Genomic DNA, 12,363 nt, shown 5'->3' with positions numbered 1-12,363 from the left:
TTATGGACAAGGTATATCGTCACATAGTGGGTTTGGCCTTGGGCGTGATGCTTACGGCCGGTGCGGTTCATGCGGCCGTTATCGATTTTGCCGGAGGGACGGCGCATTTAAACAGCGGCAGCGATGTTTTGACCACGGACACGGATTTATATAACAGCATGGTCGATTATTACATCGAAGACGGTTTCAGGGTGGATTTCGTGGGAGGTTACGGCACCATCGGCAATTATTATCAATGGTACACAGGCGAAGGGGTCGACAATTCGGTGATCCACGCCCATCCGTTTTATTCTATCGATATCGTGTTCACGAAGGTCGACGGGACGGCCTTTGATCTGAACTATGTGGACATGACATCCAACACGATAACCGGCGGCGGTGCATCCTCCGGTGAGGAATTGTCCTATATCACGGCTTCGAACGGCTCATCGCTGCTGCTGCCCTCGTCCGACTGGGGCATCGAGTATCTGTCAAACGGAGTCACGCCCAGCGACGGCATTGCCAGGCTGTGGCTGGACGACACGTTTGACGGCATCACGTCTTTCACCATTTCTTCGTTAAACGCCTATTGCTTCGGGATGGACAATTTTTATATCGATGAACCCCCTCCCCCCGTGGATCCGGTTCCCGAACCGGCCACGATGATACTTCTGGGCTCCGGCCTGGCCTGTCTGGCGGGCTTCCGGAGAAAATCCAGAAAAGGATAAGGTGTGAACAACAGATCAAGGCCCTCTCCTCCATGACGGCGAAAGCCTCCGGCAGTAATGCCGGAGGCTTTTCGTTTTTGAATGCGGACGGCTTCGTATGATGACGTTTTACGAGTTCATCAATGATTTTTTTGTTCGATCATTCCGTCGCCTCGGCCGATTCCCAAAGCCGGTCGGCGCTTTCGGGCTGGGGGTGGTTGACGCTGACCACGGGGCAGCGGGACCTCAACACCACCTGTTCGATCATGCCTCCGATGGCCCCTCCGGCCATGTCGCTGTTGTGGTGGGCCATGACGATCAAGTCGGCACTGAATTCACGGGCGAATTTCAGCAGTTCCACCGGGGGAATCCCTTCCCAGATATGGATGCCGTGTTCCAGATCAGACAGGTCCGGCACGTATTCCCGGTCGATTTTCCGGCGGGCCTCGTCAATCCGGTCTTCGATGGCGCTCTGGGATTCCAGTCGACCGAACTGCCGGGGGGTGATGTCCACGCTGTGAAAAATCAGAAGACGGCTTTTGATCTGCCTGGCCATGGCGGCGGCGAAATGAAAGGCGCAGCCGCAGGCCCGTGAAAAATCCGTGGCCAGAACGATGGTTTTGATTTCCCACAGGCGGGTCTCGCAGGGGCGGTTGATGACGAAGACCGGACAGGGGGCGTGTTTGGTCACCATCTGGAGGGTGTTGCCGATCACGTTTCGGAACCGGACGGCCTCGACATCGTCGACACAGGTGTGATCACCCATGACGATGGCATCCACGCCTTCGATGCGGGCCTGTCGGAGGATTTCCCGGTGGGGGACGCCCACCCGGCATTCGATGTCGCAATGCGGGGTTTTGTCGATCTCATCGGCATAGAGACCCCGGATTTCCTCCCGGACCCAGGCGATGTAGTCCGCGTCGCAGGTCAGTTCGGACTCACCGGTTTTCAGATCCACGACAAAGGGGGTGTTGCCGCGACTGGGCACGCCGAACACATGGAGAACGGTTAAATGGGCATCGTATTTACGGGCCAGATTGAAGGCCACGCAGGCGCCGCTTTCGCAGGCCGCCGATGCGTTGGTTGCAAACAGGATTTTTCGGAACACGGCATACCTCCTTGGGGCCTCCGGGTCGGAGGCGGTTCGGGGTCAGGGCGGCTGGAATCGGTTTTTTCGAACGGCATCGACACCCGTTGAACGATAGATAGAGCAAGGATGGTGCCGACTCCGGCATACGGTCCGTCATGGCCGGTTCACGGCCGGTTTCGGCAGGGTTGTTGCCCGGCTCCGGCGTCAGACAGGGAACATAATGAACCTTGTTTTTGGCGGTGTGGGAACAGTTCGCATCTTTTCGTTGACTTCCTCCGGCCGGGGCCGTAGGCTGAAATCACACCAAACCGACGGGGGAGGGACGCCATGCACAGCCTTCTCGACAACTACCGGGTGATTCTTGAAAGCATCAACGACGGGGTGTTCACGGTTAACCTCGAGGGAATCATCATGACCTTCAACCGGGCCGCCGAAACCATCACCGGATTTCGTCGGGCCGAGGTGGTGGGCCGGCCCTGCCGGGAGGTCTTCCACACCCGCTTCTGCACAAAGGCCTGCCTTCTCGGACGCCATCGGGAAACGGGGGAACCGTATGTCGATGTGCCGGTTTTTTTTGACCGGGCCGACGGCCGGAAGGTTCCGGTCAGCGTGACCACCGCCCTGCTCCGGGACTCCCGGGGACGCGTCTTCGGAGGGGTGGAGATCTTCCGGGACCTGAGCGACATCCACCGCCTGAAAAACGCCTGCCTTGCAAAGCACTCCTTTGACGACATCATCAGCCGGAACCCGTCGATGCAGCGGTATTTTTCCATTCTTCCCCAGATCGCCGAAAGCCGGAGTACGGTGCTGATCGACGGGCCCACGGGCACGGGCAAGGAGTTGATGGCCCGGGCCATTCACCATCACAGCGCCTGCAGACAGGGACCCTTTGTGGCGGTCAACTGCGGGGCCCTGCCCGACACCCTGATCGAGTCCGAACTGTTCGGATACAAAAAAGGGGCGTTTACCGATGCGAAAAAAGACAAGCCCGGTCGCTTTGCCCTGGCCAACGACGGCACGATTTTCCTGGATGAAATCGGGGACGTCCCTCACCAGACCCAGGTCAAGCTTCTTCGGGTGCTTCAGGAAAAATGCTACGAACCCCTGGGCGGCACCCGGAGCGAGACGACCAACGCCCGGATCATCGCCGCCAGCCGTCTTGATCCGGCAGAGCTGGTTCACAGCGGGCGCTTCCGGGAGGACCTGTTCTACCGGATCAATGTGATACGGATGTCGCTGCCGCCCCTTTCCGAGCGACGGGAGGACATTCCGCTTCTGGTCGATCATTTCATCGAACGGTTCAACGGCCTGTCTGGGAAAATGCTGCCGGGTGTTTCACCGTCCGCCATGAAGGCCCTGATGCAGTATGATTATCCGGGCAACATCCGGGAACTGGAAAACGCCATCGAACACGCCTTCGTGCTGTGCGAGGTCGGACTGATCCAGCCCGGCCATCTTCCGGAGCGGTTCCGGTCGGACGGTATGTGCGGCTTGGCCCCAGGCCCCGTGACCCTTGCGGAGTCCGAGAAAGCGGCCATCGCCCAGGCCCTTGCGCAAAACCGGGGGAAAATCATGGCCACGGCCCGTCAGTTGGGCATCGACAAAAACACCCTGCGCCGCAAACTGATCCGTCACGGCCTTCGTCGGGCCTGATTGGGGGAAGATGATTCAGAGCTTGACGGCATGCGATCGGGGCCTTACAATAACGCATTTTCCGCTGACCCGACCCTCATCAAGGAGAGAGACCATGGACCGCCGCCGTGTCCCCCGGATGCTTGTACTTTTTCTGTTCATCGCCCTGTGTCCGCTGCCCCTTGCGGCCGAGTCGGGGCTGTCCGTCCTGGCCACCACCTTTCCCGTGTACCAGATGACCCGAAACGTCACAAAGGGCCGGGCGAACCTGACGGTGGACCTGATGCTGCCGGCCGATCTGGGCTGCCCCCATGATTATGCCCTGACCCCCGGCGACATGCGGGCCCTGGCCCGGTCCCGCGTGCTGGTGGTTAACGGCCTGGGGCTGGAGGAGTTTCTCGGGGCATCCATCGCCAAGGCCAATCCGTCGATCACCGTCATCGACAGCACGTCAGGGATCACGGATCTGATCTACTACGCGGACGATGACGATCACCATCATCACGATCATCACGGCCACGACCATGGTCATGGCCGTGATGAGGACCGCACTCCCAATCCCCACCTGTTCGCCGGCCCCCGCATGGCGGCCCGGATGGTGATGACGATCGCACGGGGTCTGTCGACGGTGGATCCGGACGGCCGGACGCTTTACGAAAAAAATGCCGGGGCTTATGCACAAACCCTTGAAACCCTGGCCCGGACCATGGCCGAGAGGTCCCGGCGCCTGATCGGTCGCCGCATCGTGACACAGCACGGGGCCTTCGACTATCTGGCCCGGGACCTGGACCTTACGATCACGGCATACATTCAGAGTCACGCCGGCCGGGAGCCCTCGGCCTCGGACCTTCTTCACACCATGGCCGTCATCCGAAAGGAAAAGGCCGGGGCCATCGTCACCGAGCCCCAGTATCCGGGTAAAATCGCTTCGACCCTTTCCCGGGAAACGGGCATTCCGCTGATCCTGCTCGATCCCGTGGCCACCGGTCCCGCCATGGCCCCGCTTGACTATTATGAAAAAAAGATGATGGAAAACCTCGCCGTTCTTGAAAAAACCCTGGGAGTCCGCCCTGATGAATCCCGGGACTAACGATTCCAACGCCGCCATTGTCTTCGACGAGGTTTCGGTCCGTATGGGCAGGGTGTCCATCCTCGAACGGGTGAGCGCCTCGGTGCCCCGGGGCGGCTGCACCGCCATCGTGGGGCCCAACGGCGCGGGCAAGACCACCCTTCTGCTCTGCCTCCTGGGTGAATGCCCCCACCAGGGAACCATCTCCGTGCGGGCCATGTCCAGGGGAAAGGCCCGGATCGGCTATGTGCCCCAGCGCCTTTCCTTTGACCGGGCCCTGCCCATGACCGTCGAGGAGTTTATGGTGCTGGGCGTCCAGGCGAAGCCCTTGTGGTTCGGGGTACGGCGGGATCTGAAAAACACCGTGCGGGCCCGCCTGGAATCGGTCCGGGCCGGTCATTTATGCCGCCGGAACCTGGGCGCCCTGTCCGGGGGTGAAATGCAGCGGGTGCTGCTGGCCCTTGCCCTGTTCCAGGAGCCGGAGATTCTGGTACTCGACGAACCGGCCGCCGGGGTCGACATCCACGGTGAGCACGTATTCTGCGAACTGCTCGACGAACTGCGCCGAAAGCAGGGCTTCACCCAGCTGATGGTCAGCCATGACCTGGCCTCCGTGACCCATCATGCCGGTCATGCGATCTGCCTGAACCACCGGGTCGCGGCCGAGGGCCCCCCCCGGGAGGTTCTGACCGGAGAGACCCTGACGGCCCTTTTCGGCATGCACATGGGCCTGGTGGCCTCACGGTCCATGCCCGACGGTCAGACGGTCTGCACCGCGCCCTGCTGCCGCCGCAACGGCATACAGATCATGGATAAAAAGGACGACCATGCCTCTTCTGACACCTCTTTATGAGCTGATTCCCCGGATTCTGCCGTTCGACTGCTTAAACGCGCTGTTCATGCAGCAGGCCCTGGTGGGGCTCTTGCTTTTGATGCCCATGGCCGCCTCCATGGGGGTCCAGGTGGTGAACTTCCGCATGGCGTTCTTTTCCGACGCCATCAGCCATTCGGCCTTTGCCGGGGTGGCTTTGGGCATGATCTTTGCCGTCAATCCCCATCTGACCATGCCGGTGTTCGGTGTGCTGGTGGGGCTCTGCATCATGAGCCTTTACCGAAAAACCCGTCTGTCCTCCGACACGGTGGTCGGCGTGATTTTTTCGGCGGTGGTTGCCTTCGGCCTGGCCATGGTCAGCCGGGACCGCACCGTGGCCCGGGACATGCAGCGCTTTCTCTACGGCGATATCCTGACCATCGGCAACACCGATATCCTGGTGCTGGCGGTTCTGTTCGTCGTGCTGATGATCTTCCAGGCATACAGTTACAACAAGCTTCTGTACATCGGCATCAACGGCATCCTTGCCAAAACCCACCGGGTCCGGGTGTCGATCTACCAGTACGGGTTTGCCGCCATGCTGTCTTTGATCGTGATGTTTTCGGTCTGGGCCGTGGGAGTCCTTCTGGTCACGGCCATGATTATCGTGCCCGCCGCCGCCGCCCGGAATTTTTCACGGAGCGCCGGAGGCATGTTCTGGTGGTCCCTGATCATCAGTATCAGCGCCGCCGTGTCCGGCCTGATTCTTTCGGCCCAGCCCTGGGCCGGCACCGCCACCGGCGCCACCATCATCCTGACGGCCTTCGGCTGGTTTCTGGTCAGCCTTGTCTATGGGCTGATCCGGCGTTAAAGATCTCGAAAATAATAAGCAACAGCTGGGAAAACCTCATGTCAACGGCCTGATCGCAGGCGTTTTAAAGGAGAAACGACGATGATACGTGTTCGCCCCATGATGCTTGTCGGTGTTCTGGTCCTGTGTCTTGCCTGGGCAGGCTGCGGGAAAACGGAGCAAAACGCCGAGCCTCAGCCGGTTCGAATGGTTAAAATGGTGGATGTATCGCGGGATGCGGCCCGTGAAATTCTGGCGTTTTCCGGGGCCGTTTCGCCGATGCAGGAAGTGGCCATGGCCTTTGAAGTACCGGGCAAACTGGTGGAACTTACCGTGACCGAGGGGCAGCAGGTGGCCGCAGGCCAGGTTCTGGCCCGTCTCGATGACCGGGATTACCGGCTGGCTTTTGATTCAAAAAAAGCGGTGTACGATACCGCCGCCAAGGACTACGATCGGGCCGGCGCCCTGCTCAAAAACCAGGTGATCTCCCGCAAACAGTATGACGATATCAGGCGCAACGCCGACGTGGCCGAAGCCGATATGAAAAGCGCCCGGAAAAAGTTGGAGGACACGGTGATGACCGCACCATTCAACGGTCGGGTGGCCCGGCGGCTGATGGATAATTTTCAGAATGTCCAGGCCAAACAGACCGTGATGATCTTCCAGGATGACAAGCGTCTCAAACTTCGGGTGGATGTGCCGGAAAAAGATCTGACCCTGGCCGAGGAAACCCGCACCGTGGAAGAGGCCAATCGTCTTTTTTCGCCGATGATCAGCCTGAGCGCCTACCCCAACCGGTCCTTTCCGGCGGCGTTTTACGAGGTGTCGACCAGCGCGGACCCGGCCACCCGGACCTTTGCCCTGACCCTGTCCTTCTCTCCGCCAGGCGACATCGTGATCCTGCCGGGTATGACGGCCCGGGTGACCATCCGTAAACAGGTCCCCGCGGATACGGCGAAAAAAGACCTGTTCCTTCCGGCCCAGGCCGTGTTTTCCGACGAAAAGGGGCGTCCCTGCGTCTGGGTGGTCCACCCCGAAGCCATGACCGTCAGCCGCCGATCGGTTCAGGTCGCCAACATGATCGGGTCTGATATCATGATTCTTGACGGCCTTTCGGACGGAGAGATCGTCGCCGTATCCGGGGTGCATCAACTTCGTGAAGGGATGGCGGTCAGTCGATTCAGGCTCTGACCCGCACGCCCATCGAACACAGGCAGGAGACCCATCATGAATATCGCCCGATTGTCCATCGAAAAAAAGGTCGTCACCCTGGCGCTGACCCTGGCCGTTCTGGGGGCCGGGATCCTTTCCTACCAGGGTTTGAGCCGCCTGGAAGACCCCGAATTCACCATCAAGCAGGCCCTGGTCGTGACATCCTACCCCGGCGGATCGCCTGTGGAAGTCGAGCAGGAGGTGACGGACAAGATCGAAAAAGCCGTTCAGCAGATGGGACAGGTGGATAAGGTCCTGTCCCGGTCCGAGCGGGGCCTGTCCACGGTCACCGTGGAAATCAGGGATTCGTACGATCGAAACAGCCTGCCCCAGGTCTGGGATGAACTTCGCAGAAAAATCAGCGACGTTCAGGCGGCCCTGCCTCCGGGGGCCGGGCCGTCAAAGGTGATCGACGATTATGGGGACGTGTACGGGGTGTTTTTCGCCGTGACCGGCGATGAATACACCGACGCAGAGTTGAAAGAGACGGTCAAGATGCTTGAGCGGGAACTTCTGCTCGTCAGGGATGTGGCCAAGATCACGGTGTCGGGTTTGCGCACCGAGGCCGTGTACATCATTCCCGACCGGGACCGCATGGCCCAGCTTGGCCTGCCCCTGTCTCAGGTGGTCAACGCCTTGACGGCCCAGAACGCCGTGACCGATGCGGGCCGCGTTACGGTGGGCTCCGAGTGGATCGCCCTTGCGACCACGGGGAGTTTTTCCTCGGTCCGGCAATATGAGGATCTCCTGATTCCCCGGGCCGGATCAGGCAAGGATCTGTACCTCAAGGACATCGCCCGGGTCCGGCGGGCCTATGTGGAACCGCCCACCCACCTGATGCGCTACGACGGCAAGCGGGCCATCGGCCTGGGTCTGTCCACCGTGTCCGGCGGCAACGTGGTCACCATGGGCGAGGCCGTCAAACAGCGTCTGGCTGAACTGACACCGATGATTCCCCTGGGCATCGCCATTTCCCCCGTATCCATGCAGTCCGATTCGGTCGCCAAGGCCATTTCCATGTTCATGACCAATCTGATCGAGGCGGTGATCATTGTCATCGTGGTTCTGATGGTGTTCATGGGCTTCCAGAGCGCCGCCCTCATCGGGTTTATCTTGTTTCTCACGGTCATCGGCACCTTCATTTTCATGAAGCCCTTCGGCATCGCCCTCGAACGCATCTCCCTGGGGGCTCTGATCATCGCCCTGGGCATGCTGGTGGACAACGCCATCGTGGTCGTCGACGGCATTCTGATCCGTATCAGCCGGGGTACGGACAAGAAAACGGCGGCCATCGAAACCGTCAACCAGACGGCGTGGCCCCTGTTCGGCGCCACGGTCATCGCCATCCTGGCCTTTGCCGCCATCGGAACGTCCCAGGACAGCACCGGTGAATTTTGCCGATCCCTGTTCCAGGTCGTGATGTTTTCCCTGGGCCTGAGCTGGGTCACGGCGGTCACCGTCACCCCGCTTCTGGCGGTAATGTTCCTGAAGGTTCCCAAAAACCAGGGCGCCCCCCTTTACGGGTCCCGTTTCTACACCGGCTACCGCCGTCTTCTGTCTTTGTGCATTCATCACCGGTGGTTGAGCATGGGGCTCGTCGGCGTCATGTTCATCGCGGCTCTCTGGGGGTTCGGATCGGTGAAGACCAGCTTTTTTCCCGATTCCACCCGTCCCCAGTTCATGATCGATTTCTATCTGCCCCAGGGCACCCATATCGAGGAAACCGAACGGCAGGCCCTGAAGATCGAAGCCGATCTTCTGGATCGTGCGGGGGTCACCCATGTGACCACCCTGATCGGTCAGGGGGCTCCGCGGTTCATGCTCACCTACGCCCCGGAGAGGGCCAACAGCAGTTATGTCCAGTTTCTTGTGGATGTGCAGGATTATCGGGTCATCGACCACCTCATTCCCGAGATCAAGGGCCATCTGACAACGATGTTTCCCGACGGACTGGCCCGCATCCGGAAAATGGCCCTGGGGCCGGGAGGCAGCAAGATCGAACTGAGGATCGCCGGACCCGACGGCAGCGTTCTCCGCCAGGTGGGCGACCATGTCCGCCGGATCATCGAGGCCACGGGACAGGCCGACGCCGTCCGGACCGACTGGCGTCAGAAGGTTAAAACCGTTGAGGTGTCACCGGCAGAGGAACAGGCCAATCTCAACGGCATCACCCGTCCCGATGTCTCCCGCCTGCTCCGGGAGTCCTTCGAAGGTGCCGTCATCGGCCTGTTCCGGGACGGAGACGAACTCCTGCCCGTCAAGGTCCGGGCTCCCGGTGAGGAACGCAAGGATATCGCCAGTCTCAACAATCTTCAGATCTGGAGCCCCCACGCGGGGCGTATGATTCCCCTGCGCCAGGTGGTTCAAGATATCGGGATCGTGTTTGCCGACGACATCATCCACCGTCGCAACAGGCTAAGAACCCTGACCGTGTCCGCCGATCCCGTCGAGGGGGTGCTGACCAGCGATCTTCAGAAACAGGTGATGGCCCCCGTCAGCCGGATTGTCCTGCCGCCGGGCTACAGCCTGGTCTGGGGCGGGGAATACGAGAATTCCAGCAAGGCGTCGGCCCAGCTGATGCAGGGCATGCCCCTCATCGCCCTCCTGATGGTCGTCACCCTGATCGCCCTGTTCAATGCGTTGCGTGAGCCGCTGGTGATCATGCTCTGTGTGCCACTGGCCCTCATCGGCGTGACCGTGGGTCTTCTTGTGACCCATCAGCCTTTCGGGTTCATGGCCATTCTGGGGTTTTTGAGCCTGTCGGGGATGCTCATCAAAAACGCCATCGTCCTGATCGATCAGGTCAACGCGGATCTGGCCGAGGGCAAGACGCCCTACGCGGCGGTGATGGATTCGGGGGTCAGCCGGGTCCGGCCTGTGGCCATGGCGGCCCTGACCACGGCCCTGGGCATGGTTCCCCTGGTGTTTGACGCCTTTTTTGTCAGCATGTCCGTGACCATCATTTCCGGCCTGATGTTCGCCACGCTGTTGACCATGTTCGTCGTGCCGGTGCTGTATACCCTGTTTTTCAAGGTGCGCATCGAGGATTAGGACAGGTAGGCGGCCACGGCCCGGGCGACCCGCTCGCCGTCCATGGCCGCGGACACGATGCCCCCGGCGTACCCGGCCCCTTCGCCGCAGGGAAACAGGCCCCCTGCGCCGGGGCTCATCAGGGTGGCGGCATCGCGGAGGATGCGGACCGGGGTGCTGGTCCGGGACTCCACGGCCATGATCACGGCTTCGGCGGAGTCGTAGCCTTTGTATTTTTTTCCGAAGATCAGAAGGGCCTGACGCAGCCGCCGGGCCACGCCCTCGGGCAGGAGGGTGTGAAGGGGGGCCGAAACACGGCCGGGAATGTATGATCCGGCGCCCAGAGCCGTGGACAGGCGGCCTTCCATGAAATCCCGGACGGTCTGAGCCGGTGCCTTCTGACGGACGCCGTCGCCGGCCCGGAACATGTCCCTTTCCACCTTTTCCTGAAAGTGCAGGGCCGACAGGGGATCGTCTCCTGCGCCCATGTCGGCGAGGCGCAGCTCCACCACCAGGCCCGCGTTGGCAAAGGGGGCGCTGCGGCCCGCCATGCTCATGCCGTTTAACACCAGTTCCCCCGGCGCGGTGGACGCCGGAACCACAAAGCCCCCCGGACACATGCAGAACGAATACACGCCCCGGCCCTCCACCTGACAGGCGATGCGGTATTCGGACGGCGGCAGCAGGGGATGTCTGGGCGTTTGTTTGTAGAAAATCTCATCGATCAGGGCCTGGGGATGCTCGATCCTTACCCCCAGGGCAAAGGGCTTGGCCTCTGCGGGAATCCCCTTTGACACCATCAGCCGGTAGATGTCCCGGGCCGAATGGCCGGTGGCAAGAATCACCGCGTCGCCCTCGAGCCGTTCGTCCCCGTTGATACGGACACCCCTTATGTGACCGCCTTTGATGATCAGGTCATCGACAAAGGCCCCGAACCGGATCACCCCGCCTGCTCCTTCGATGGACTGACGGAGAGCCCGAACCACCCGGGGCAGCACGTTGGACCCCACATGGGGATGGGCGTCGATACGGATATCCGTCGGGGCTCCGTGGTCCACCAGAAGATCCAGAATGCGGCCCACGTTGCCCCGTTTGTCCGACCGGGTGTACAGCTTGCCGTCCGAATAGGTCCCGGCCCCGCCTTCACCGAAGCAGTAATTCGAATGGGGATCAACCGTGCCGTCGGTGTAAAGGCGCTTGATATCCTTGCGCCGGGCGGTCACATCCTTGCCCCGTTCGACGATCATGGGCCGGATGCCCTGCTCGATCAGGGACAGGGCGGCAAAATACCCTGCGGGCCCGGCCCCCACGATGATGACCCGCTTCTCCCCCAGGGGGACGGGCCTGAAATGCTCTTCAACCGGGCGGATGGCCGCCGCATCGTCGCCCACCATCACCCGGAGCTGATACCTGACCTGCCGGGACCGTGCATCGATGCTCCGCCGGACGATGCGGACCGCGCCCCGCATCTGTCCCGCCTTTTCCAGGGCAAGGGCCCGGATCAGCTCTGCATCCCGCGCCTCGTCCGGCCCCGCCGCGATATCGACCACCACCGTGTTGTCCATGTCTGATCCTTATGTTCAGACGGCTTCGTAAAACGTCCGATATCTGCGTTACGCGTCATTCCTCGTCACTGCGGCGTACCCTAAGTACGCCTCATTCCTCGGGATTCGCAAGCCTTGATCTCGAACATTTTACAAAGCCGTCTGAAATTCTAATTTTTACGAGTTCATCATGTTCTGATCCGTTAAAAAATCGCCGTCCCTGCATCCGACCTGCCGGACATCCTACCAGAAACACGGGGTTTGTGTACATGGGGAATCGTAGGTCATGCTCTCGGGAAAACGGACGATCATGATCAGGGAAAACCGGATCTTCTGCGATCCTGTCGGGGGAGCGTTTTTTTTGCTTGACTTCCCGGTGATGATGATATTCATTTTTGATTAATGTTTCTTCCAGAATCACGAACTGAAAGATTGCTTA

Annotated in this window: 9 protein-coding genes; 7 read left to right on the top strand and 2 right to left on the bottom strand. The window is 60.7% G+C overall.

Going from position 1 to position 12,363, the window contains the following annotated elements; all coding sequences use genetic code 11:
- Window positions 1-2: 2 nt before the first annotated feature.
- On the top strand, window positions 3-707 hold the full coding sequence (locus tag ACYQ11_RS15110; protein WP_459924640.1) for a PEP-CTERM sorting domain-containing protein: 705 nt from the start codon (window positions 3-5) through the stop codon (window positions 705-707).
- 139 nt (window positions 708-846) lie between these two features.
- Here ACYQ11_RS15110 and ACYQ11_RS15105 read toward each other — a convergent pair whose 3' ends face one another.
- Entirely contained in the window at window positions 847-1,794 is a 948-nt protein-coding gene (locus ACYQ11_RS15105) for a universal stress protein (protein WP_459924639.1), read from the bottom strand.
- A gap of 309 nt (window positions 1,795-2,103) precedes the next feature.
- On the opposite strand from ACYQ11_RS15105, the gene ACYQ11_RS15100 reads away from it, so the two are divergent.
- The 6 genes from ACYQ11_RS15100 to ACYQ11_RS15075 all read left to right on the top strand — a co-directional run bounded on the left by ACYQ11_RS15100 (window position 2,104) and on the right by ACYQ11_RS15075 (window position 10,401).
- A complete protein-coding gene (locus tag ACYQ11_RS15100) occupies window positions 2,104-3,429 on the top strand; it encodes a sigma-54 interaction domain-containing protein (protein WP_459924638.1) in 1,326 nt (441 codons plus the stop codon).
- Window positions 3,430-3,523: 94 nt separating this feature from the next.
- The gene (locus ACYQ11_RS15095) at window positions 3,524-4,498 is read left to right on the top strand and encodes a metal ABC transporter substrate-binding protein (RefSeq protein ID WP_459924637.1); all 975 of its coding nucleotides are present in this window, start codon (window positions 3,524-3,526) and stop codon (window positions 4,496-4,498) included.
- Window positions 4,482-5,330 (top strand): metal ABC transporter ATP-binding protein, encoded by an 849-nt coding sequence (locus ACYQ11_RS15090; RefSeq protein ID WP_459924636.1) that lies wholly within the window; start codon window positions 4,482-4,484, stop codon window positions 5,328-5,330. The genes ACYQ11_RS15095 and ACYQ11_RS15090 overlap by 17 nt, the downstream gene beginning before the upstream one ends.
- Window positions 5,305-6,159 (top strand): metal ABC transporter permease, encoded by an 855-nt coding sequence (locus ACYQ11_RS15085; protein ID WP_459924635.1) that lies wholly within the window; start codon window positions 5,305-5,307, stop codon window positions 6,157-6,159. Before ACYQ11_RS15090 ends, ACYQ11_RS15085 begins: the two co-directional genes overlap by 26 nt.
- A gap of 81 nt (window positions 6,160-6,240) precedes the next feature.
- Window positions 6,241-7,329 (top strand): efflux RND transporter periplasmic adaptor subunit, encoded by a 1,089-nt coding sequence (locus tag ACYQ11_RS15080; RefSeq protein ID WP_459924634.1) that lies wholly within the window; start codon window positions 6,241-6,243, stop codon window positions 7,327-7,329.
- Between the two features lie 36 nt (window positions 7,330-7,365).
- On the top strand, window positions 7,366-10,401 hold the full coding sequence (locus ACYQ11_RS15075) for an efflux RND transporter permease subunit (protein WP_459924633.1): 3,036 nt from the start codon (window positions 7,366-7,368) through the stop codon (window positions 10,399-10,401).
- Here the strand turns inward: ACYQ11_RS15075 and ACYQ11_RS15070 are convergent.
- Complete coding sequence (locus ACYQ11_RS15070; RefSeq protein WP_459924632.1) at window positions 10,398-11,945, bottom strand: NAD(P)/FAD-dependent oxidoreductase; 1,548 nt, start codon at window positions 11,943-11,945, stop codon at window positions 10,398-10,400. The genes ACYQ11_RS15075 and ACYQ11_RS15070 overlap by 4 nt on opposite strands.
- Window positions 11,946-12,363 lie beyond the last annotated feature (418 nt).

It is taken from the genome of Desulfatiferula olefinivorans (assembly GCF_054657895.1).
Note: the sequence above shows the minus strand (reverse complement) of the source record. Positions and strands in the feature narration are given on the sequence as shown.